This window comes from Pseudarthrobacter sp. PvP090, from assembly GCF_040547365.1.
Lineage (GTDB): Bacteria > Actinomycetota > Actinomycetes > Actinomycetales > Micrococcaceae > Arthrobacter.
On record NZ_JBEPPO010000007.1, the window covers coordinates 39,529 to 61,860 of the forward strand.

The following is a 22,332-nucleotide window of genomic DNA, read 5'->3' on the forward strand; positions in this document are numbered from 1 at the left end:
GGATCCGATGACCGACAAATACACCCAATTCGTGAGCCACGGCCCGGGCCGGGACATTGCCAGGAAACTCGGGCTGCCGCAGCCGGCGGTGCTGCGCCGCCACCAGCCGGGACAGCCGCTTGTGAGCGGGCCCGTCCTGGTCCAGGGCGGCGGCAGCGGCGCCGACGCGCTGGCCTCGACGCTCCTGTCCTGGAACCTCGATGTGCGCCGCCATGCGGTGCCCAAGGAGAAGCTCGGCGCCATCATCCTCGTACTGGATGAACTGGCCCGTCCGGAGGACCTCGAAAAGCCGGTGCTCACCGCCGCCACGTCCCTCCGGGACCTGGCAGCCAACGCCCGCGTCATCACCGTCTCCCGCACGGCGGCCGACGCTGCAAATCCGGACACTGCGGACCCGGCCGCCGCGGCCGCCCGCCAGGGAGTGGACGGGCTCCTCCGCTCGCTGGCCAAGGAGCTGCGCGCCGGCGCCACCGCCAACGGCATCCTGCTCGCCGACGGCGCCGGCACCACCAGCCCCAGCACCCTCGGAGCGCTTCGCTTCTTCCTCTCAGGCCGGTCCGCGTTCGTCGACGGGCAGTTCCTCACCGTCAGCTCCGCCGAAGGGCAGCTGCCGGCCGACGCCGGGAGGCCGCTGGCGGGGAAAGTCGCCGTCGTGACCGGCGCCGCGCGCGGAATCGGCGCCGCGATTGCGCGCACCCTCTACCGCGACGGTGCCACGCTCGTCGTCGTCGACATCCCGGCCGCCGGCGACCACCTTGCCGCCGTGGCCAACGAGGTGCACGGCACGGCCCTGCAGCTGGACATCAGCCGCGAGGACGCCGGGCAGCGGATCATCGACCACGCCGTGGAACGTCACGGGCGCCTGGACATCGTGATCCACAACGCCGGCATCACCCGGGACAAGCTGCTCGCCAACATGGACCAGGGCCGCTGGAACTCGGTGATCGCGGTCAATATTGCCGCGCAGCTCCGGATCAACGAGGCCCTGCTGGCCTCGGAGCATTTCCGGAGCTCCCCGCGGATCGTCTCTGTCGCTTCAACCAGCGGCATCGCCGGCAACCGCGGACAGACCAACTATGCCGCCTCCAAGGGCGGCGTCATGGGCATGGTCCGGGCCACGGCTCCGCTGATCGGCACGCACGGCGGCTCCATCAACGCCGTCGCCCCGGGCTTCATCGAGACGGAGATGACCGCGAAGATCCCGTTCGCCACCCGCGAGATCGCCCGCCGGCTGAACTCCCTGCAGCAGGGCGGGCAGCCGGGAGACGTGGCCGAGGCCATCGCATTCCTGGCCAGCGACGCCGCCGGGGGCATCTCCGGCGAGGTGCTGCGCGTCTGCGGGCAGAACCTGGTGGGGGCATGACCCCACCACAGCCCGTCATCCTGGGGGAGATGCCGTCGCTGTCCAAGCTCTACGTCAACGCGGCAGCCACCGCCGCCCGCCGCCGGGTGCTGGGCACCCACGCCGGGGACGGGCTCCCGGAGGCACGGCATGAGGTCCGCGGCGTCAAGGCGGCGGTGGAAAACCTCACGGCGTACCAGCACCTGATCGGTGAGACCGCGAGCGATGTCCTGCCGGCCGGCTTCATCCATGCGCTGGCGTTCCCGCTGGCCATGAGCGTGCTGAACCGGGATGATTTTCCGCTGCCGCTGCTGGGCATGATCCATGTGGAGAACCGGGTGGTGCAGTCCGCTCCGCTCCGGTTCACCGAGGCGCTGGACGTCCAGGCCTGGGCGGAGAACCTGCGCGGTCACCGGGCCGGCACCCAGCTGGACGTCGTCGCGGAGGTGCGCCGGGCGGGGGAGGGCGCCGTGAGCTGGCGCGGTGTCTCCAGTTACCTGGCGAAAGGCGTCTTCCTGCCCGGGATCGACAAGCCCACGGCCGCGTCGCCCGCAGCGAATTTCGCGGCGCCGGATCCGACCGCGCTGTGGCAGCTGGGCGTCGACACGGGGCGGGCCTACGCCGCCGTGTCCGGCGACTTCAATCCGATCCACCTGAGCGTCCTGTCGGCCAAGGCGCTGGGCCTGCGGCGGTCGATTGCGCATGGCATGTATCTGGCGTCGAGGGCCCTGGCGGACGTGGGGGCCGCCAAAGGCGAAGCGTTCAGCTGGGATGTGGCCTTCGAGGCGCCGGTGTTCCTGCCGGCCCGCGTGGCGCTGGGCATCAGCACCGGCCAGGACAGTGACGGGGCGTGGCGGCGCTCGGACTACGTCGCCTGGAATTCGCGGTCCGGACGCAAGCACTTCAGCGGATCGGTGGCCGCGCTCTAGCCCTGGTTATCCGCGGAGTTCTTCACCACGCGCAGCATCCGGTGCAGGCTCAAGAGGATCGATTCGACGGCGCTGGGGGCGTCGGTAGCCGCTTCCTCCGCGCCCACGCGTGCGGTCAGGGCCTTGACGGTGGCGTCCGCTTCCTGGCTCAGCTCCGACTGCCGGTCCGGGCTCGCCGTCTCGACCGCCTCCAGGACGTCGCCGACGGCGGCCATGGCGTCGGCGAGAGGCGCAGCGTACTCATCCGGCACCACAAAGGGGGTGTCCTTGGCCCAGATGACGTCGGAGAGCACCTGCGTCACGTCCTGGACGTGGAAGGTCACCCGTTCCAGGTCCCGGAGGTTGCGGTAGTCCAGCTCGATGTCCCGCGGATGGAGCCGGCGCCGGGGGTTGGCCTGCCGGCTGGCGTCCGCCTTCTCCACGGCCAGGCGGACGGAGCGCGCGGACGCCTCGAGGGCGCCGGACCGCTTGGACCAGTCCTCGTGTTCCGGCGGCCAGCTCTCCTTCAGCGCCTTGGCCATGTCCCAGAGCTGCTGGGCGAGCGCGAGGCGCAGTTCGGCGATGCTGAGCTCGGCGGCGCGGAAGTGCAGCGGCGGGAACACCAGCAGGTTCACGAGGATGCCCACCGTGACGCCGGCGCCCATCTGCAGGAGGTAGCCGAAGGAGAACTGGTCCGGGTTGTGGCCGCCGACCAGCAGGACCAGGAGCGCCGCCGTCGGGATCCAGTCCCGGCCCGCGCCGATCTTCGGGAGCCCGGCCAGGACGACGCCGAAAGCCATCACAACACCGACCGTCAGCGGCGTCGGGCTGCCGAGAACGAACAGCACAAAGGCCAGCCCCACCCCGATGGCCAGCCCCGCGAGCGCCTGCACCCCCTGCTTCATGGAGCCGGCGACGTTCTCGTACATGGCCACGAGGGCGCCCAGCGGAGCGTAGTAGGGGTAGTCGGCCGCGGAGCCGGGCATGAACGGGGCGATTGCGAAGGCAATACCCGCGGCCAGTCCTGCCTTGAGGGCCAGCTGCAGCCGGGGCCACAGCAGCGCCGAGCGGACGTTGCCGGCCGCGATCCGCCAGAGCCGCCGGGGCCGGGAGGGGCCGCCGGTGTGCGTGGCCTCGTCTGTGGTTGTCACCCGGTTCACCCTAGGGCGGGGACGTTGCTGCGACAACTGGACGAACCCCCTCCGGCGCCCCCGGTTTAGTCCGCGCCGTGCCCCGGTGCAACTTCCTCCCCGGCCCGGACCGGGCCCGGCGGCGTTCCCCCGCCGAAGGGGCGGCCGCCGAGTGCTTCCCGGCCGTGGGCGGTCAGCCAGTTGCCGAGCTCAGGCCCGGCCGGAACGATCCCGGTGGGGTTGATGTCCTCGTGGACGATGTAATAGTGCTGCTTGATCTGCACGAAGTCGACGGTGTCGCCGAACCCCGGGGTCTGGAACAGGTCGCGGGCGTAGGCCCACAGCGCCGGCATCTCGCTGAGTTTCTGCCGGTTGCACTTGAAATGCCCGTGGTAGACGGCGTCGAACCGTACCAGCGTGGTGAAGAGCCGGACGTCGGCCTCGGTGATCGTGTCCCCCACAAGGTACCGCTGGCCGGTGAGGCGCTCCTCCAGCCAGTCCAGGGCGGTCCAGAGCCGGTCGTAGGCAGCATCATAGGCCGGCTGGGAACCGGCGAAGCCGCAGCGGTACACGCCGTTGTTCACTTCGGTGAAGACCCTCTTGTTGACCGCGTCGATCTCCTCACGGAGTGCCTCCGGGTACAGGTCCGGGGCACCGGGGCGGTGGAACGCGGTCCACTCGGTCGCGAAGTCGAGGGTGATCTGCGGGAAGTTGTTGGTCACCACCTGGCCGCTGGCGACGTCGACGATGGCCGGCACGGTGATGCCCCGGGGGTAGTCCGGGAACCGGCGGAAGTAGGACTCCTGGATCCGTTCCACGCCGAGGACCGGGTCCCTGCCATCCGGGTCCAGGTCAAAGGTCCAGGAGCGTGCATCGTGGGTGGGGCCGGGCTGGCCAAGGGAGATGACGTCCTCGAGGCCCAGCAGCCGGCGCACGATCACGGTCCGGTTGGCCCATGGGCAGGCGCGGGCCGCGATCAGCCGGTAGCGTCCCGGCTCCACCGGCCAGCCGGGCTCGCCGTTCCGGCCGGGGGCGCCGTCGCGGGTGATCCGGTCCTCGATGTAGTTGGTGTCCCGGGTGAACTCCGCACCTCCGGTGACGTAGGCACCCTTGGTGCTGAATCCGGGGTCGTCCGTGTGTGTTGTGCTCATGGTCCCAGCCTATGCCGGGGTGCCGCCCTGTCCCGGCACTGTGAGCGGCGGCACTGCAGAGAACACCTGCGACATCGGCTGCCAGGCCACCCACCAGGCGGCGCCGACGACGGCGGCAAACAGCACGATCCAGACGGCGGCGGGGATGCGGGTGGCCCGCGAGAGGAGGTATGCGTCCGACGTCGCCAGCCGGTCCCGGCGTTGCAGGTGCACGTTGGCGAGCTTGCCGAGGTCCCGGACGGCGGCGACGAGGAGCGCCAGGCCCAGCACGATCATGACATGGCCGTTGAATCCGGGCGGGACGAACAGCACGAGCAGGGCGGCGGCCAGGACCGCGGCAGCGGTGATCAGCAGCCCGGTGCCGTTGCGGATGAACAGGAACGAGGCCAGCAGGATGAGGGTCCCGACTGACATCGCCGCCGGACCCCAGCCGTTGAAGCCGCTCCAGACCATCGCCGCGCCCACCACGGCCGGCACCGGGTATCCCCAGAACGTGGACCAGACGGCGGCCAGCGGCCTCCGGCTGTAGGTGGTGGTGGTTCCCGAGTGGTCCAGGCGCAGGTGGATGCCGCCGAGGCGCTGCCCGGTCATCAGCGCGGCGAACGCATGGCCGAGTTCGTGGGTGACGGTGGCCAGCAGCCCGAAGTACCGCCAGGTCGCCTGCGGCAGGGACAGGGCGACGGCCAGGAGGATGACAAGTGCCAGTTCGGTGCCGGTGACGTGCGGGACGGGGGAGTGGGTGAATCCGGCGACTATCCGGTTCCACCAGGTCTCGGCAGGATTGGTCATGCTGAGGTCCGGCCCGGTGTTCCCGCGGTGCCTGCCGGTCCGGCACTGTGCCGGATGCAGTACGGGGTCCAGGGGCGGGCCTCGAGCCGGCCCTCCGCGATGTGTTCCCCGCACACGGCGCAGATGCCGTACGTGCCGGCGTCGATCCGTGCCAGAGCCGCCTCGATCTGTTCGAGACCCTGACGGCTCTGCTCCAGCAGGGCCGAGGCCTGGGAGAGCTCAAACGCGATCGTGGCACCCTCGGGATCGTGTTCGTCGTCGACATTGGAGTCCTGCCGGGCGGCGTTTACCGAGGTGATGTCCCGGCGAAGCGCGGGGAGCAGGGCAAGTTTCCGGCGGCGCTCCTCCTGGAGGAGGATCCGGAACCGTTCGACGTCGACCATAGGCTGCAAGGCTAGCGCGGACGCTGCGGCCGGGCCTAAAGCCGGCATCGACATCCGTGGCGGGCCGGCTTCACCGGGCTGGGCCGAAAGGCCCGGTGCCCCGGCGGGCCTCCGCCGTACAGTGGGGGAGAGAGCCCGCATGACCCTATTCAACAGTTCCAGGAGACGTCATGGACCAGCCAGCGGCCAGCACCGGCAATAAGAACGCCGACGACGACGCCGGGGCCCTCGCAGCGGTGGAGCAGCACCATGCGGGCATGCTCAAGCGCCTCAGCACGCTGACGGCGACACTGGTCCGCGCTGTCCGGACGGGGGACGCCGTCGCGGAGCACGACGCCCATGAGGTGCTGGTGGAGTGGTGCGAGACCGAGCTCGTCCCGCATGCGCTCGCCGACTGGTGGAGGACCTGCGGGGATCCACCGGGGTGGACGCCGCCGTGGCCGCCGGCTCCATCCGGAACATCTTCGCCCTGCACCTGGACAAGGAGAACCGGCTCCTGATGCCGTTCATCGTTGCCTCCCCGGAGTTGTCGCTGGCGCGCGCCGTCGAGGGCCTGCAGGAACTGGTCGGCGAAACCCACGTCCACCAACACGGGACGGGGCACGGGGGCAGCGTTTAGAGTTGCCCCATGGCTGATGGCATGCACCATGACAACGTGACCGGCGCACCCCTGCTGCTGCGGGAACTCGCGGCCGCCCACGGGGTGGGGACCTCGTACCGGGGCTGGGACGGCGTCGAACGCTCCGTCGCGGACACCACCCTGCGCGGCGTCCTGGCGGCGCTGGGCGTCCCGGCCGATGACCCGGACGAGATGGAGCGGTCCCTGGCCGAGGCCCGCCGGGCACCGTGGCGGCGCCTGCTGCCGCCGGTCGCCGTCGCCCGTGAAAGGCAGGAACTCAACGTCAACGTCCATGTGCCGCACGGAAGCGCCGTCAGCGTCTGGATCGTCACCGAAGACGGCCACCGTTACGAGGCGACGCAACGGGACAACTGGGACGCGCCGGTCGACGTCGACGGCGTCCTCACCGGCCGGGCGACCTTCGCGGTCCCGGGCCGGGTGCCCCTCGGGTGGCACACCCTGCTGGCGGACAATGAGGGCACGGTGGCCCAATGCACGCTCATCGTCACGCCGGTGAAGCTCCGCACCACCGAGGCGCTCGCCGGGCGGCGGAACTGGGGTCTGACCGCGCAGCTCTACTCCGTGCGGTCCTCCCGGTCCTGGGGCATCGGCGACTTCACCGACCTCGCCGATCTCGCCGCCATGTCGGGGCAGGAGGGCGCCGGCTTCCTGCTGGTCAACCCGCTGCACGCCGCCGAGCCCCGGCCTCCCGTCGAGGACTCGCCCTACCTGCCCACGACACGGCGCTACTTCAACCCGCTCTACCTCCGGGTGGAGGAGATCCCCGAATACGGCTACCTGGACCCGGCCGGCCGGGCCGAGGTGGAGCGGCTGGCCGGTCAACAGCACGCTGCGAACCACTCCACCGGGCTGCTGGACCGGAACTCCAGCTACGGGGCCAAACTGGCAGCCCTGGAGCTGCTCTTCGGGGTCCCGCGCGACCCTGCCCGGTCGATCGCGTTCGCTGACTTCTGTGCCGGGGAGGGGCAGGGGCTCGAGGACTTCGCCCTGTGGTGCGCGCTGGCCGAGAAGCTGGCCCCCGGCGCCCCCCAGTGGGCGGCGGAAGCCTCATCGCCGGGCACCGCCTACTGCAAGGAGCAGCGGGCCCTGCTGGCCGGCCGGATCGAATTCCACCGCTGGCTGCAGTGGCTCTGCGACCAGCAGCTGGAAGCCGCCCAGCGCTCGGCCCGGCTGTCAGGCATGGAGATCGGCGTCGTCCACGATCTCGCGGTCGGGGTGAAGCCCGGCGGCGCGGACGACTGGTCGCTTGCCGGGGTGCTGGCCCGGGACGTCACGGTCGGTGCCCCACCGGACATGTTCAACCAGCAGGGGCAGAACTGGACCCAGCCGCCCTGGCACCCCGGCCGTCTCGCGGAATCGGGCTACGCCGCCTACCGGGACATGCTCCGGACCGTGCTGCGCCATGCCGGCGGGATCCGGGTGGACCACATCCTGGGCCTGTTCCGGCTGTGGTGGATCCCGGCAGGGGCCGGGCCGGAGCAGGGCACGTACGTCTACTACGACCATGAGGCGCTGATCGGTATCCTCGCCCTCGAGGCCCAGCGGGCCGGAGCGATCGTGATTGGCGAGGATCTGGGCGTGTTTGAGCCGTGGGTCCGGGACTACCTGGCGGAACGCGGGATCTTTGGCACGTCGATCCTCTGGTTCGAGCACGACGCCGACGGCCCGATCCCGCCGGAACGGTACCGCCAGCAGTGCCTGACCAGCGTCAACACCCACGACCTGCCCCCGACGGCCGGCTACCTGGCCGGCGAACACGTCACCCTCCGCGAATCACTGGGCCTGCTGCAGCGCCCCGTGGACGAGGAACGCGCCGAGGCGGCCGCCGAGCAGGAGGCGGTGCTCGGGCTCCTGCGCGAACGCGGTCTCCTGCCGGAGCAGGGGCACCAGGACGTGCAGGGCACCGTCGAGGCGCTCTACGCGTTCACTACCCTGACGCCCTCGTCCCTGCTGGGCGTCGCGCTGGTTGACGCGGTGGGGGAGACCCGGACCCAAAACCAGCCCGGGACCAGCACGCAGTACCCCAACTGGCGTATACCGCTCGCCGGTCCGCGCGGACCCGTGCTGCTGGATGCCCTGCAGGCCGACTCCGGATTCCGCTCGCTCGTCGGCACCATCCGGTCCGCCCCGCGTCCGGAGGCGTAGGAGCCGAAGATGCACAACACGTTTGTTTACTGCGCCGTGCTCCCGGGTCATCCTGCGTAAATGGGCGTCTCCGGGAAGTACGAATTGCAGCCCGGAAGTCCGTTCGTGTAGCCCTGCATAAAAGCGTTCACCCGGTCCTCGATCGGGCTCCCCGTTTCACCCTCGCCCGGCGGTGCAATGCCCGCCAGCAAGGCATTGAGGTCGCCCAGGTCGCCGGGATAGACCAAGTTGCCGGACTGTGCCGCGTGGGCCACCCAGGCACCGGAAATGCAGTCCGCCTGGTTCTCGAGGAGCATGTTCTGCTCTTCGGTCTCCGGAGCCGGGACGCCCTTCATGTTCTGGACGTGGTGCCCCCATTCGTGGGCGTAGCCGACGGCGGGCGCCGCACCCCCCACCCCGCTGTACAGCTGCCACAGGGCGTCCTGGCCGGCGTAGACGGCCTTGTCCTCCGTGCAGTACGAGTAATCCTCGCTGGTGTACTCTTCCGGGCTGCCGTCATCCTTGACGCACGCCGTCGGGCCGGTCAGGCCTGCCGCCACAAAGAAGAACGACGCCGGCCGGTTCGCCACGCCGTACTTCTCGTCGAACATCGGCGCTGTCACCGCGAGCACGTGGCCGAGGTAGCTCGGCATATCGGCAGGGCCGTGGCAGCCTTCCTGTGACCCCTTGGGGCAGTAGAGCCGGCCCCTACTCGCGTCGAGTTCCTGGGTGGGCACGGGTGTGGCTGCCTCCAACGCGGCGGGCGCCGGCCGGGGTGCGAGGGTGGCGTCCGTCGTCACCGGAACGGGGGAGGGCGTAGCGCTGGCCTGGCCGCCGGGGGAGGCACTTCCGCCCGGGGCCGCCGTCGATTCGGCCCCCTGGCCGCCGGGTGAGGGACTGCACGAGGTAAAAAGCAAGAGCGAGACGAGCAGTGCGGACACTGCGGCTGGGCGGCGTTGCATGGGCACTCCTAGGTGACTAGTGAGACCACAGGTGCTGCCGGTTCCGACGCGGCTCGGTGAGATTCCCCCTCAGGGCACAAGGATAGGATCGCCCGCACCCCGTGTCCACGCCCCAGGGCCGGCAGCACGGAGGGCCTTCCAGGAGACGCGGTGAGGCTTCCCCACGGCAGGTGCCGTGACCCAGTCCGGGGTGGTGTTACCAGCTTGGGCCGGGGCGAACGGCAAGTGCGGGGTCGGCGGTTCCGGGCCGGCTCTTTGAAGGGACACAAAAAGGCCCCGAAATCCGTTGGATTCCAGGGCCTTTTCCTGTTGTGCGCGGAGGGGGACTTGAACCCCCACCCCCTTTCGAGGACTAGCACCTCAAGCTAGCGCGTCTGCCATTCCGCCACCCGCGCAGGTGGTATTCGGTGTACCTTTTCGCCTTTCAGCGTTTCGGTTTTCTCCGAAGCAGCGAGAAAGACTCTAGCATGAACTTTCCCGAAACAAATAATCGGGGCCTGAACGGGCATGTGGGTAGGCTGAAGCCAGCAACAGAGCCCCGCCACGAGGAGTGAACCATGACTGATATCAGGCCCGAGGACGAGGTCGTCAGAATCTGCCAGGAACTGATCCGGATCGACACCTCCAACTACGGCGACGGCTCCGGACCGGGGGAGCGGGCGGCCGCCGAATACACCGCGGGACTGATGACCGAAGTGGGGCTGGACGCCGAAATCTTCGAGGCCGCCCCGGGCCGCGCCAGCGTGGTGACGAGGCTGGCCGGGGAGGACCCCTCCGCCAGCGCCCTGGTGGTCCACGGGCACCTGGACGTAGTTCCCGCACTCCGTGAGCAGTGGTCGGTGGATCCCTTCGGCGCGGAACTCAAGGACGGCATGATCTGGGGCCGTGGCGCTGTGGACATGAAAGACATGGACGCCATGATCCTCTCCGTCCTGCGGAATTTCGCCCGCACCGGACGCAAGCCCAAGCGGGACCTGATCTTCGCATTCTTCGCCGATGAGGAAGCCGGCGGCACCTACGGCGCCCGCTACGCGATCGAGAAGCGGCCCGAACTCTTTGACGGCGCCACCGAGGCCATTTCCGAAGTCGGCGGCTTCTCGGCCACCATTGGCGGCCAGCGCACCTACCTTCTCCAAACCGCCGAAAAGGGCCTGTCGTGGCTGCGCCTCGTCGCCCACGGCCGCGCCGGCCACGGCTCCCAGATCAACACCGACAACGCCGTCACGCGGCTGGCCAGTGCAGTGTCCCGGATCGGGGAATACCGCTGGCCGGTGGAACTTACGCCCACCACGCGGCAGTTCCTTGACGGCGTGACGGAACTCACGGGCGTGGAGTTCGATCCCGACGACCCGGAGAAAATTCTCAAGGAGCTCGGCACCGTGGCCCGCTTCGTCGGCGCCACCCTGCAGAACACCACCAACCCCACGCTGCTCAAGGGCGGCTACAAGCACAATGTGATCCCGGAATCGGCGGAGGCCCTCATCGACTGCCGGACCCTGCCCGGCCAGGAGGAGCACGTCCTCGAAATCGTCCGCGAACTCGCCGGCAAGGGCGTGGACGTAAGTTACGTCCATAACGACGTCTCCCTGGAGGTTCCGTTCGCCGGGAACCTCGTGGACTCCATGATCGACGCGCTGCACGCCGAGGACCCTGGAGCCAAGGTCCTGCCCTACACACTGTCCGGCGGCACGGACAACAAGTCCCTGAGCCGACTGGGCATCACCGGGTACGGCTTCGCGCCGCTGCAGCTCCCGGACGAACTGGACTTCACCGGGATGTTCCACGGCGTGGACGAACGCGTCCCCACCGAGTCCCTGAAATTCGGCGCCCGGGTGCTGGATACCCTGCTCACCAATTACTGACGCCTGGAAGACCCCGCCCATGAGCCCTGAGGATCCCCTGCCCGATGTCCTGTCCGACGTCCTGCCCGATGCCTTGCTGGAACGGATACGCGGGCGCGCCGCCGGCTACGACCGGGACAATGCCTTTTTCCACGAGGACCTCGCGGAACTGGCGGAGGCCGGCTACCTGAAGATCTTCGTTCCGGCGTCCGACGGCGGGCTGGGACTCGGGCTCCTGGCTGCGGCGCAGCTGCAGCGGCGGCTGGCGACGGCGGCGCCGGCCACCGCGCTGGCGATCAACATGCACCTCGTCTGGACCGGCGTCGCGCACGTCCTGGCCGCCCGGGGCGACTCGTCCCTCCACTTTGTCCTCCGGGAAGCCGGGCAGGGTGAGATCTTCGCCTTCGGCAACTCGGAGGCGGGCAACGACTCGGTGCTCTTCGACTCCCTCACCACGGCCGTCCCGCAGGCCGGCGGCGGGTACGCCTTCACCGGCCGCAAGATCTTCACGAGCCTCTCGCCGGCGTGGACCCGGCTGGGGATCTTCGGCAAGGACGCCTCGGCCGCGGACGGCGCCGGGCAGCTGGTCCACGGCTTCCTCACCCGGGAGACCCCCGGGTACCAGATCCTGCCCGACTGGGACACACTGGGCATGCGGGCCAGCCAGTCGAACACGACGGTCCTGGATGGCGCGGTGGTGCCGGCGGAGCGGATCTTCCGCAAGCTGCCGGCCGGCCCGAACGCGGACCCGCTGATCTTCGCCATCTTCGCCTGCTTCGAGACGCTGCTGGCCGCGGTCTACACGGGCATCGGCGAACGGGCCCTCGCGCTGGGCGTGGAGGCCGTCAAGCGGCGGACATCCTTCAAGAACGGCGGGCGCAGTTACGCCCAGGATCCCGACATCCGCTGGAAAGTGGCGGACGCGGCCATGGCGATGGACGCGCTGTACCCCCAGCTCTCGAGCGTCGCCGCGGACGTCGACGCTCTGGCCGACCACGGCAGCCAGTGGTTCCCGAAACTGGTCGGGCTGAAAGTCAGTGCGACGGAGACGGCCCGCACGGTTGTGGACCTGGCCATCAGGGTGTCCGGGGGATCCAGCTACTTCCGTGGCTCCGAGCTGGAACGGCTGTACCGGGACGTGCTGGCGGGAATGTTCCACCCCTCCGACGACGAATCGGCGCACAACACGGTGGCCAACGCGTGGCTCGGGCCGCTCGAGTCGCCCTAAACGGTCCGCTGGACTGCAGGACCTTAAACGGTCCGCTGGACCTGGGTGACCCGGCGGCGGAGCCAGAAGCGGCGGCCGCCACCCAAATACAGCACGCTGCGCTCCAGTTCCCACTTGCCGTACTCGGAGTGTTCCACCAGGCGGCGGCGCGCTTCCGGCAGGGAATCTTCAGGACTTACCGTCAGTACGAGGTACTCGTACTGCCTCACATAGTCCCGTTCCCGCTGGACTGAACTGCTGAGAAAATGTTCCTTCATTGCTCTCCATTTTCTTCCATTTCCGGCTAACGTGAAGTCATGAGCATCGATCCGCGTGTCGCGCTTGAAGCCCTCACGGCTGCCCTGGAAGAACACCTCGCCGCTGCGTCAGCACGCCGGGCGCCCGGGGACCCCGCGGTCGAAGCAGCGTTTTTTGCCGTTGCTGATGCCTTTGAAGTCTACGACGACTCCCTCTATGAAGCGTACGGCGAAGTGACGGGACTTGGGGTCCTTGATGACGACGGCGACGACGAGGAAGAAGACGTCGACGACGAGGAAGACCTCGAAATCCTCCAGTGAGAGAGTCAGGCCGGGACGCCGCTCAGGCGGGACTCGACACGTCCTCCAGGGCCTGGGCGATCTGCGGCGGAAGCGGTGCCAGCGTTGAATCCAGGATCTCCTTGAGCTGCACCGGCGTGCGGGGTCCCACAATCGCCGTCGCCACACCGTGCTGCGAGAGCAGCCAGCTCAGTGAGACGTCGAGGGCTGTCCGGCCCAGGCCCTTCGCCGCCATCGCAACGGCCTCCACCACGCTGGACGAGGCCCCTTCAAGGTAAGGCTCCACATAGCCGGCGAGCCGCGCATGGGCTGCCCGTGAATCCCCGGGTATGTGCCCGCGGTACTTGCCGCTCAGCACCCCGCGCCCCACCGGGCCCCAGGCCATCAGGCCCAGGCCGGCGTCCTCGATGGCAGGAATGAGTTCAGCTTCGGGGGAGCGGTGCAGCAGGGAGTACTCCGACTGGTTCGCGACCAGCGGGAACCCCGCGACGGCTGCGGCCTTGGCCGTCTGCCAGCCGTTGAAGTTGGAGACCCCCGCATAGCGGGCACGGCCCGAGCGGACAGCGAACTCGAGCGCGGACAGGGTCTCCTCCAGCGGAACGTTGGGGTCCCAGGCCTGGGCGAACCAGAGGTCCACGTAGTCCGTGCCCAGCCGGGCGAGGCTCGCGTCCAGGCCGGACAGCATCCCGTTCCGGGACGTGTCGACGCTGCGGCGGCCGTCCGACGTCGACAGGCCGGCTTTCGTGGAGATCACCACTTCGGAGCGGGCAACAACGTCGCCCAGCATTCCGCCCAGCATCGCCTCGGCCTGGCCGTCGCTGTAGGACGCGGCCGTGTCGATCAGGGTTCCGCCGCCGTCCACAAACGTGCGGAGCAGGGCCGAGGCATCCTGCTCATCGGTTTCCCGGGCCCAGGACATGGTGCCGAGGGAAAGGGCGGACACACGCAACCCACTGTTGCCGACATAACGCTGCTGCATGTCTGCAAGCTTAGGGGGTTCGCACGCCCTCATGACGTAGGGTCTATCTACGTGAACTGGTTTGAAGCGGCCTTTTTGGGCCTTGTGCAGGGACTGACTGAATTCCTCCCGATTTCCTCAAGCGCCCATCTGCGGATCGTTGGCTCCTTCCTCCCCAACGCCGCCGATCCCGGGGCCGCCTTCACGGCAATCACCCAGCTGGGCACGGAAACCGCGGTCATCGTCTACTTCTGGCGCGACATTGTGCGGATCATCACGGCGTGGGCCGGGTCGCTGACCGGGAAAGTCTCGCGCCAGAACCCTGACGCCCGGATGGGCTGGCTGGTGATCCTGGGCAGCCTGCCGATCATCGTCCTTGGCCTGCTGTTCCAGGACCAGATCGAGTCTGTGCTCCGCAGCCTCTGGCTTGTGGCCACCATGCTGATTGTCTTTGGCATGATCCTCGCCGTCGCCGACGCCGTTGGACGCCAGGAACGCGAGCTGACGCAGCTGACCTATAAGCACGGCATCCTCTACGGCCTGGCCCAGGCCATGGCCCTGATCCCCGGGGTCTCCCGCTCCGGCGGCACGATCACCGCCGGACTGCTGATGGGCTACACCCGCGAAGCGGCGGCCCGCTATTCTTTCCTGCTGGCCATCCCGGCCGTGTTCGGCAGCGGCCTGTACCAGCTCTACAAGGTCGTCTCCAAGGAAGGCCTCACCGGCCCCTACAGCCTCCCGGAAACCGCGCTGGCCACCGCCGTCGCCTTTGTGGTGGGCTACATCATCATCGGCTGGTTCCTGAAGTACGTCTCGACCCACGGCTACCGGCTCTTCGTCTGGTACCGGATCCTCCTGGGCCTGGCCCTGTACCTGCTGCTCGGTTTCAACGTCATCAGCGCCTAGCACTAGGCTTGGGCTGTGAAGTCTTGGATCTCCCGCCCCGTTCCCCAGCTCCCGGGCCGCATGCCAGCCCTCCGCCTCTTCGACACCGCCAAGGGCGGCGTCGTTCCGCTCGGGGCAGCAGGCGAACAGTCGATGTATGTCTGCGGGATCACCCCGTATGACGCCACGCACATGGGCCACGCGGCCAGCTACGTCGCGTTCGACCTGCTCAACCGCGCCTGGCGTGACGGCGGCCAGCAGGTTTCCTACGTCCAGAACGTCACCGACGTCGACGACCCGCTGCTGGAGCGCGCGACCGCCACCGGCGTGGACTGGCGCGATCTCGCGGCCAGCCAGATCGAGCTCTTCCAGACCGACATGGAAGCCCTCAACGTGCTGGCCCCGGACCACTATGTGGGTGCCGTGGAGGCCATTCCGCTGATCGTTCCCGCGATCGAGCGCCTGATGGAGCGGGGTCTGGCCTACCGGGTGGCCGGCAGCGCCGGCGAGCCTGACGGGGACGTCTATTACGACGTCGAAGCGGCGGGGAAGCACTCCGCGGAGGCCACCGACGCCTGGACCCTCGGCGCCGTCTCCGGACTGTCCGACGCCGAGATGCTCGAGCTTTTTGCCGAACGCGGCGGCGATCCCGGCCGGGCCGGCAAACGCCAGGCGCTGGACCCGCTGCTCTGGCGGGTAGCCCGCGAGGGCGAGCCGAGCTGGCCCGGCGCCGGGCTGGGGGAGGGCCGGCCCGGCTGGCACATCGAATGCACCGTCATCGCGCAGAAGTACCTGCCCGCCCCGTTCACCGTGCAGGGCGGCGGCTCGGACCTGATCTTCCCGCACCACGAAATGGGCGCCGGGCATGCCTACTCCCTGTCCGGCGTACCGCTGGCCCACCACTTCGCCCACGCCGGCATGGTGGGGCTCGACGGCGAGAAAATGAGCAAGTCCAAGGGAAACCTGGTCCTGGTCTCCAAACTCCGCGCCGCCGGCGAGGACCCGGCCGCGATCCGGCTGGCCATCCTGGCCCACCACTACCGCAGCGACTGGTCCTGGACCGAGGCCGGGTTCGCCCAGGCCAAGGAAAGGCTCCGCACCTGGCGGGCTGCCCTCGACGTCGCGCCCGCAGGCTCAGCCGCCGGGCTGGTGCCCCGGCTGCGGGCTGAACTCTCGAACGATCTGAACGCCCCCGGGGCTGTCGCCGCCGTGGATGAGTGGGCCGCAGCGGCCCTCAAGGACCCCGGGGCCGGATCCGCCCCCGACGCCGCACTGGTGGCCGACGCCATCAACGCCCTGCTGGGCGTCGAAGCCTAGGGCTTGTCCTTGCCGCGGCGTTTGAGGTAGCGCTCGAATTCCCGGGCGATCGATTCGCCGCTGGCCTCCGGGAGGTCGGCAGTGTCTTTTGCTTCCTCCAGCTGGCGCACATACGCCGCGATTTCGGGGTCCTCGGTGGCCAGCTCGTCAACGCCGCGTTCCCAGGCGTCGGACTCCTCGACGAGCTCCTGGGTGTCGAGCGGAACCTGCAGGAGCTCCTCGATCCGGTGCAGCAGCGCCAGCTGTGCCTTGGGGGAGGGCGCCTGGGCGACATAGTGCGGCACGGCGGCCCAAAGCGAGACGGTGGGCAGCCCGGCCAGCAGCGACACCTCGGCGAGTACCCCGACGATCCCTACCGGACCCTCATACTGCGACGCCTCAAGGTCCATCCGCTCCCGCAGCGCAGGGTCGTCGGTGGAGGTGCTGACCGGGATCGGCCGGCTGTGCGGCACGTCGGCGAGGAGCGCGCCGACAAGGATGACGTAATCCACGTGGAGCGCCTCCGCATGGACCAGCAGTTCGGCCGTGTAGGCCCGCCACTTATACGACGGCTCAGTGCCCTGGACGAAGATGACGTCCACGTTGGAGTCGGGAACGCTGGCTTTGAAAAGACGGGTCGAGGGCCACTTGATCTTCCGCTCCCCGGAGGACGTGCGGCGGATCGTGGGACGGGTGAACTGGAAATCGTAGTACTCATCGGCGTCGACCGAGCCGACCTTCTTGCCGCCCCAAAGCTTGTTGAGGTAGCGCAAGGCATCGCTCGCAGCCTCCCCGGCGTCATTCCAGCCTTCGAAGGCGGCGAGCATCACCGTGATGCGCCGGCCCTCGGGTACGGGCTGCAGCAGCCGTTCCGGCTCGGGCACGTCGCCCGTTTCCGCGGGGTCTACCTCGAAGCTATTCATCCCTTCACCCTACGTCCAAGGACCCGGCCACCGCAGGGAATGAAGCGCCGGAAATCGGCGACCCGCGGGCGATATTCGCCGTAGGCGTAGTATCAGGCCCCTCACAGGGCCGCCCCGTAGACTGGAAAGCATGCGATCCTCAGCTCCCCAGCCACTGCTCAAAGCCGCGCTCTGGGACATGGATGGCACCATCGTCGACACCGAGCCGTACTGGATCGAGGCCGAACACGCCCTGGTTGCCGCGCACGGCGGGCAGTGGTCCCATGAGAAGGCCATGCAGCTGGTGGGCCAGTCCCTAATCTTCTCCGCCGGCATCCTGCAGGACGCCGGGGTGGCACTGGAGCGTCGGGAGATCATCGACATCCTGACGGCCCACGTCATCCGCCAGGTCCGCACCTCCGTGCCGTGGCGGCCGGGTGCCCGTGAGCTGCTGGAGGAGCTCCACACCGCGGGGATCCGCTGCGCCCTGGTGACCATGTCCGAGGCCCCGCTGGCCCGGGAGATCGTGGCCAGCCTGCCCAGGCCCTACTTCGATGTCCTCGTCACCGGCGACACCGTCACGCGGGGCAAGCCACACCCCGAGGCCTACCTCACGGCTGTCGGGCTGCTGCAGGAACAGGACCCGGATCTTGGCCTGCATCACTGCATCGCGCTGGAGGACTCCGGGCCGGGCGTCGCGGCCGCCGTCGCCTCCGGCGTGCTGACGGTCGCCATCCCACATATCGTGCCGCTGCCGCACGATCCGCGGCACGCCATGTGGGACACCCTGGCGGGGCGCACCGTGGCCGACCTCGAGGACCTCGTCGCCCTGCGCCACGAATTCCCGGACGCCACCTTCGGCCTGGCCGGCGGCACCGACGCCGTACCAACCGGCCGGCCGGAACGCGGCGGCGCGAAGGTGCCGGTCCATGACTGACACCGACACCCGCGGCCGCGGCGGGCAGGATCCGCAGAAGCAGGGCCGCAAGGAGGGCATCCCGCTGGGGCGCATCGCCGGCATCCCGGTGATCCTCGCCTATTCGTGGTTCATCATTGCCGCGTTCACGGTGATCGTCTACGGCCCGGTGCTGCAGGCGAACAACCCCTACCTCGGCATCGGCGCCTACTTCGTGGCCTTCGCCTACGCTGTCCTGCTGCTGATTTCCGTCCTCGTGCATGAGCTCGCGCACGCCCTGACCGCGAAGATCTACCGGTGGCCCAGCGAAAAGATCGTCCTCAACCTCTGGGGCGGCCACACGCAGTTTGAGAGCTTCACGGCGTCACCCGGACGCTCCGTCCTGGTCGCGATGGCGGGACCGCTGGCCAACTTCGTCCTCGCCGCCGGCGGCTGGCTCCTGCTGACCGTCGGGGACCTCACCGGCGTCGCGGGGATCCTGGCCAACATCTTTGTCTGGGCCAACCTGCTGATCGGCATCTTCAACGTCCTGCCGGGACTTCCGCTGGACGGCGGCCGGCTCGTTGAATCCGCCGTCTGGAAACTGACTGGCAGCCAGGAAAAGGGCACCGTGGCGGCCGGCTGGGGCGGGCGGATCATCGTGATCGCCCTCGTGGCCTGGTTCGTGGCCCTGCCCCTGCTCAGCGGCGACCGGCCGGACATCTCCCTCATGCTCATCACGGTCCTCGTCGGCAGCTTCCTCTGGTTGGGCGCCACCGCCTCCATCGAGCAGGCCCGGCTTCGGAGCCGCCTGCCGCACGTGGAAGCCGGCGCGCTGGCCGAACCGGCAGTGGGCCTCCCGGAAGGGGCTTCCGTGGCCGAAGTGCTGGCACTGGCCCCGGATCCCGCCACCGGGGCAAGTCCCGCCGTCGTGCTCTACCGCCCGGACGGGCGGCCGGCCGCCGTCGTGGACGCCGGGGCCGTCGCCACGGTCTCCGCGGCTGCCGCCGCCGCCACGCCCCTCACGGCCGTGTCCTACGCCCTGGGGGAGGGGGCTTACGTGCCTGAGTGGTCCAAAGGACAGGAACTGATCCAGTACCTGGCCCAGCTCGACGGCCTGGAGTATGCCGTCGTCGACCGCGACGGAACCGTGACCGGCCTGCTGCGCCAATCCGCCGTCCTGGGCGCCCTGACGGGCAAGAATGCCGGGTCCGGCAAGCGGATGTACGGCCAAAGCCGGTAGAGTTACCTGCCGGTCGTGTATTTCCGGCCTGGGCGCACGGCCCTGGGCGCGAGCAGCCGGACCGCCGGCGATTTCCGCGGCCACACAGCTTTACAGGAGCGAGGAACCCTTTCATGAGCAGCGACACCGCCGCCAGCACCAGCCCCGACGACGCCGTAACCACCGACGGCGTATCCGCCGAAGGTGTTGACACTAGTCCGGCCACAAGCGCAGACGCCCCGGCCGCCACCCCGGCACGCGCCGCCACCGCGCCCGTCGGCGCAGCCCGCCGCCGCGGACCGTTCCGGGAGGGCGAGCGTGTGCAGCTCACCGACGAGCGCGGCCGGATGAACACGATCAGCCTCGAAGCCGGCGGGGCCTTCCACACGCACCGCGGCTTCCTGAACCACGACGAGATCATCGGCAAGCCGGACGGCTCCGTGGTGGTCAACAACGTCGGCCAGCAATACCAGACGCTGCGCCCCCTCCTCTCGGACTTCGTCCTCTCGATGCCCCGCGGCGCAGCCGTGGTCTACCCCAAGGACGCCGGCCAGATTGTCACCATGGCGGACATCTTCCCCGGCGCACGCGTCGTGGAGGCTGGCGTCGGCTCCGGCGCCCTGTCCATCTCACTGCTGCGCGCGGTCGGCGACAACGGCTATCTGCACTCCTTTGAGCGCCGGGAGGAATTCGCAGACATCGCCCGCGGCAACGTCGAGACGATCTTCGGCGGCCCGCATCCGGCCTGGCAGATCTCCATCGGGGATTTCCAGGAGGAAGTGGTCCGCACCGAGGAGCCCGGCTCCGTGGACCGCGTGGTCCTGGACATGCTGGCGCCCTGGGAATGCCTGGACGCGGTGGCCACCGTCCTGGCACCCGGGGGCGTGTGGATCAACTACGTCGCCACCGTGACACAGCTGTCCCGGACCGCCGAGGCCATCCGCGCCGACGGCCGCTTCACCGAACCCGACGCCTGGGAATCCATGGTCCGCGGCTGGCACCTTGAGGGCCTCGCGGTCCGTCCGGATCACCGGATGGTGGCGCACACCGGCTTCCTGCTCGTGACGCGGCGGCTGGCCGACGGCGTCACGGGCATCTCCGTGAAGCGCCGCCCGTCCAAGACCGACTTCAACGAGGAGGACGTCAACGCCTGGACGCCCGGTGCCGTGGGGGAGCGCGCCGTCTCGGACAAGAAGCTGCGCCGGGCCGCCCGCGACGCGATCGCCGGAACGAACGTCAAGGACGATCCGGATATTACGAAGTAGTCCGTATTTCGGAAGTCTTCAGCGGGGTCCGGCTTCTTGGGGCTAATGTCTTAATAGAAGCGTAGGAAGGGGCTGATGCACGATGGAGACTCCGAACACCGATCCGGGCCAGACGCCGGCAGAGGACGCGGCAGCGTCCGCGGGGCAGGCGCATGCCGCCAGCGAACTGTCGGTGGCCGAGCGGCAGGTCAATATCCTCCGGGACAAACTCCGGCATATTGACCGCCAGCTCGCCGCCGCCACGCAGAACAACTCCAAGCTCGTGGGCATGCTGGAAACCGCGAAAGCGGAAATCCTCAGGCTCAAGAACGCCCTCGACCAGGAGGGCCAGCCACCGTACAGCTTCGGCACCGTCCTGCAGCTGAACCCCAAACGCCATCCCTCCGCCGGCAACGGCGGGCAGGCCGCCACTGAGGAATCGGTGGACATTTTCAACGCCGGCCGGAAGATGCGGGTCGGGATCAGCCCGCTGGTCAACATGAACCAGCTGGCCGTCGGCCAGGAGGTCCTCCTCAACGAGGCGCTGATGGTGGTCGCCGGGCTCGGCTACGAAAGGGCCGGGGACCTTGTCACGCTGAAGGAGATGCTGGGCACGGACCGTGCCCTGGTGGTCGGCCGGGCCGACGAGGAACGCGTCATCCGGCTCTCCGGCGCCCTGCTCGCGCAGAAGCTTCGGGTTGGCGATGCCCTCTCGATCGATTCCCGCACGGGCTATGCCCTCGAAAAGATCCCGCGCTCCGAGGTGGAGAACCTCGTCCTCGAGGAAGTCCCGGACATCACCTACCAGGACATCGGCGGACTCGGACCGCAGATCGAACAGATCCGCGACGCCGTGGAACTGCCATTCCTGCATCCGGACCTGTACCGCGAGCACGGACTCAAGGCCCCCAAGGGCATCCTGCTCTACGGCCCGCCGGGCTGCGGCAAGACACTCATCGCCAAGGCCGTCGCCAACTCCCTCGCCGCCCGCGCCGCCGAACGCACCGGCAAGACGGACATGAAGAGCTACTTCCTGAACATCAAGGGACCGGAGCTGCTGGACAAGTACGTCGGCGAGACGGAACGGCACATCCGGCTGATCTTCGCCCGCGCCCGGGAGAAGGCCTCCGAGGGCAGCCCGGTGGTGGTGTTCTTCGACGAAATGGACTCGCTGTTCCGCACCCGCGGCACCGGCATCTCCTCCGACGTCGAAACGACCATCGTCCCGCAGCTGCTCAGCGAGATCGACGGCGTGGAGCGGCTCGACAACGTGATCGTAATCGGCGCCTCCAACCGTGAGGACATGATCGACCCGGCAATCCTGCGGCCGGGCCGCCTGGACGTCAAGGTCAAGATCCACCGCCCCGACGCGGAAGCCGCGGCGGACATTTTCAACAAGTACATCACCGCCGACCTTCCGTTCCACGAGTCCGACCTCGCCGAACACCACGGCGATGTACAGGCCACCGTGGATGCGATGGTCCAGCGCACCGTCGAGGCGATGTACTCCACCGACAAGTCCAACGAATACCTCGAGGTCACCTACGCCAACGGCGACACCGAAATGCTCTACTTCAAGGACTTCAACTCCGGCGCCGTGGTGCAGAACGTCGTGGACCGGGCCAAGAAGTACGCCATCAAGGACCTGCTCACCGTGGGCCAGAAGGGCATCCGGATCGACCACCTGCTGCGCGCCGTCATCGACGAATTCCGCGAGCACGAGGACATGCCCAACACCACCAACCCGGACGACTGGGCCCGGATCTCCGGCAAGAAGGGCGAGCGCATCACTTACATCCGCACCATCGTCCAGGGCAAGGCCGGGCAGGAACCCGGCAAGTCCATCGAGACCATGCCGACCACGGGCCAGTACCTGTGACGTCGGCTGTGCCCGGC

Annotated in this window: 22 protein-coding genes and 1 tRNA gene; 13 read left to right on the top strand and 10 right to left on the bottom strand. The window is 68.9% G+C overall.

All coding sequences use genetic code 11. The features are described 5' to 3' along the window. Positions 1–7 precede the first annotated feature (7 nt). On the top strand, positions 8–1,363 hold the full coding sequence (locus ABIC21_RS09775; protein ID WP_354350206.1) for a 3-oxoacyl-ACP reductase: 1,356 nt from the start codon (positions 8–10) through the stop codon (positions 1,361–1,363). Then, positions 1,360–2,271 (top strand): MaoC family dehydratase, encoded by a 912-nt coding sequence (locus ABIC21_RS09780; RefSeq protein WP_354350207.1) that lies wholly within the window; start codon positions 1,360–1,362, stop codon positions 2,269–2,271. Before ABIC21_RS09775 ends, ABIC21_RS09780 begins: the two co-directional genes overlap by 4 nt. On the opposite strand, the gene ABIC21_RS09785 is transcribed toward ABIC21_RS09780, so the two are convergent. From ABIC21_RS09785 to ABIC21_RS09805, 5 genes are all read right to left on the bottom strand, one after another. Further along, positions 2,268–3,308 carry an FUSC family protein gene (locus tag ABIC21_RS09785; RefSeq protein ID WP_354350389.1) on the bottom strand — a complete coding sequence of 347 codons (1,041 nt, stop codon included), beginning with the start codon at positions 3,306–3,308 and terminating at the stop codon, positions 2,268–2,270. The genes ABIC21_RS09780 and ABIC21_RS09785 overlap by 4 nt on opposite strands. Before the next feature lie 158 nt (positions 3,309–3,466). Further along, a complete protein-coding gene (locus ABIC21_RS09790) occupies positions 3,467–4,531 on the bottom strand; it encodes a glutathione S-transferase family protein (protein ID WP_354350208.1) in 1,065 nt (354 codons plus the stop codon). A 9-nt stretch (positions 4,532–4,540) separates the two neighbouring features. Then, positions 4,541–5,320, bottom strand: a complete 780-nt coding sequence (locus ABIC21_RS09795) for a M50 family metallopeptidase (RefSeq protein ID WP_354350209.1) — start codon at positions 5,318–5,320, stop codon at positions 4,541–4,543. Then, the gene (locus ABIC21_RS09800) at positions 5,317–5,703 is read right to left on the bottom strand and encodes a TraR/DksA family transcriptional regulator (protein ID WP_354350210.1); all 387 of its coding nucleotides are present in this window, start codon (positions 5,701–5,703) and stop codon (positions 5,317–5,319) included. The genes ABIC21_RS09795 and ABIC21_RS09800 overlap by 4 nt, the downstream gene beginning before the upstream one ends. Positions 5,704–5,852: 149 nt before the next feature. After that, positions 5,853–6,086: a hypothetical protein gene (locus ABIC21_RS09805; RefSeq protein WP_354350211.1), complete on the bottom strand. Its 234-nt coding sequence runs from the start codon at positions 6,084–6,086 to the stop codon at positions 5,853–5,855. A gap of 14 nt (positions 6,087–6,100) precedes the next feature. Here ABIC21_RS09805 and ABIC21_RS09810 point away from each other — a divergent pair, with 14 nt between their 5' ends. Continuing rightward, positions 6,101–6,322: a hypothetical protein gene (locus tag ABIC21_RS09810; RefSeq protein WP_354350212.1), complete on the top strand. Its 222-nt coding sequence runs from the start codon at positions 6,101–6,103 to the stop codon at positions 6,320–6,322. A 9-nt stretch (positions 6,323–6,331) separates the two neighbouring features. Then, positions 6,332–8,488: a 4-alpha-glucanotransferase gene (gene malQ, locus ABIC21_RS09815; protein ID WP_354350213.1), complete on the top strand. Its 2,157-nt coding sequence runs from the start codon at positions 6,332–6,334 to the stop codon at positions 8,486–8,488. A gap of 47 nt (positions 8,489–8,535) precedes the next feature. Here the strand turns inward: malQ and ABIC21_RS09820 are convergent, their stop codons facing one another. Together ABIC21_RS09820 and ABIC21_RS09825 are read right to left on the bottom strand one after the other, a co-directional pair. Further along, entirely contained in the window at positions 8,536–9,429 is an 894-nt protein-coding gene (locus ABIC21_RS09820; protein WP_354350214.1) for a neutral zinc metallopeptidase, read from the bottom strand. A 312-nt stretch (positions 9,430–9,741) separates the two neighbouring features. After that, positions 9,742–9,824, bottom strand: a tRNA-Leu gene (locus ABIC21_RS09825). A gap of 162 nt (positions 9,825–9,986) precedes the next feature. Here ABIC21_RS09825 and ABIC21_RS09830 point away from each other — a divergent pair. Next, the gene (locus ABIC21_RS09830; RefSeq protein WP_354350215.1) at positions 9,987–11,291 is read left to right on the top strand and encodes a M20/M25/M40 family metallo-hydrolase; all 1,305 of its coding nucleotides are present in this window, start codon (positions 9,987–9,989) and stop codon (positions 11,289–11,291) included. Between the two features lie 19 nt (positions 11,292–11,310). Further along, entirely contained in the window at positions 11,311–12,498 is a 1,188-nt protein-coding gene (locus ABIC21_RS09835; protein ID WP_354350216.1) for an acyl-CoA dehydrogenase family protein, read from the top strand. Positions 12,499–12,521: 23 nt separating this feature from the next. On the opposite strand, the gene ABIC21_RS09840 is transcribed toward ABIC21_RS09835, so the two are convergent. Continuing rightward, positions 12,522–12,755 (bottom strand): DUF5703 family protein, encoded by a 234-nt coding sequence (locus ABIC21_RS09840; RefSeq protein WP_354350217.1) that lies wholly within the window; start codon positions 12,753–12,755, stop codon positions 12,522–12,524. A 39-nt stretch (positions 12,756–12,794) separates the two neighbouring features. Between ABIC21_RS09840 and ABIC21_RS09845 the strand changes: the two genes are divergently transcribed. Beyond that, on the top strand, positions 12,795–13,055 hold the full coding sequence (locus ABIC21_RS09845; protein WP_354350218.1) for a hypothetical protein: 261 nt from the start codon (positions 12,795–12,797) through the stop codon (positions 13,053–13,055). 22 nt (positions 13,056–13,077) lie between these two features. Here ABIC21_RS09845 and ABIC21_RS09850 read toward each other — a convergent pair whose 3' ends face one another. After that, positions 13,078–14,013: an aldo/keto reductase gene (locus ABIC21_RS09850; RefSeq protein WP_354350219.1), complete on the bottom strand. Its 936-nt coding sequence runs from the start codon at positions 14,011–14,013 to the stop codon at positions 13,078–13,080. 51 nt (positions 14,014–14,064) lie between these two features. On the opposite strand from ABIC21_RS09850, the gene ABIC21_RS09855 reads away from it, so the two are divergent. After that, positions 14,065–14,898 (top strand): undecaprenyl-diphosphate phosphatase, encoded by an 834-nt coding sequence (locus ABIC21_RS09855; protein ID WP_354350220.1) that lies wholly within the window; start codon positions 14,065–14,067, stop codon positions 14,896–14,898. Positions 14,899–14,913: 15 nt separating this feature from the next. Next, positions 14,914–16,194 carry a cysteine--1-D-myo-inosityl 2-amino-2-deoxy-alpha-D-glucopyranoside ligase gene (mshC, locus tag ABIC21_RS09860; protein WP_354350221.1) on the top strand — a complete coding sequence of 427 codons (1,281 nt, stop codon included), beginning with the start codon at positions 14,914–14,916 and terminating at the stop codon, positions 16,192–16,194. Here the strand turns inward: mshC and ABIC21_RS09865 are convergent. Then, positions 16,191–17,096: a PAC2 family protein gene (locus ABIC21_RS09865; protein ID WP_354350222.1), complete on the bottom strand. Its 906-nt coding sequence runs from the start codon at positions 17,094–17,096 to the stop codon at positions 16,191–16,193. The two genes, mshC and ABIC21_RS09865, sit on opposite strands and share 4 nt — an antisense overlap. Before the next feature lie 130 nt (positions 17,097–17,226). Between ABIC21_RS09865 and ABIC21_RS09870 the strand changes: the two genes are divergently transcribed. From ABIC21_RS09870 to arc, 4 genes are all read left to right on the top strand, one after another. Then, complete coding sequence (locus ABIC21_RS09870) at positions 17,227–18,012, top strand: HAD family hydrolase (RefSeq protein ID WP_354350223.1); 786 nt, start codon at positions 17,227–17,229, stop codon at positions 18,010–18,012. Beyond that, a complete protein-coding gene (locus ABIC21_RS09875) occupies positions 18,005–19,213 on the top strand; it encodes a site-2 protease family protein (RefSeq protein WP_354350224.1) in 1,209 nt (402 codons plus the stop codon). The genes ABIC21_RS09870 and ABIC21_RS09875 overlap by 8 nt, the downstream gene beginning before the upstream one ends. Positions 19,214–19,326: 113 nt before the next feature. After that, positions 19,327–20,457 (top strand): tRNA (adenine-N1)-methyltransferase, encoded by a 1,131-nt coding sequence (locus ABIC21_RS09880; protein WP_354350225.1) that lies wholly within the window; start codon positions 19,327–19,329, stop codon positions 20,455–20,457. 82 nt (positions 20,458–20,539) lie between these two features. After that, positions 20,540–22,315 (top strand): proteasome ATPase, encoded by a 1,776-nt coding sequence (gene arc / locus ABIC21_RS09885; RefSeq protein WP_354350226.1) that lies wholly within the window; start codon positions 20,540–20,542, stop codon positions 22,313–22,315. Positions 22,316–22,332 lie beyond the last annotated feature (17 nt).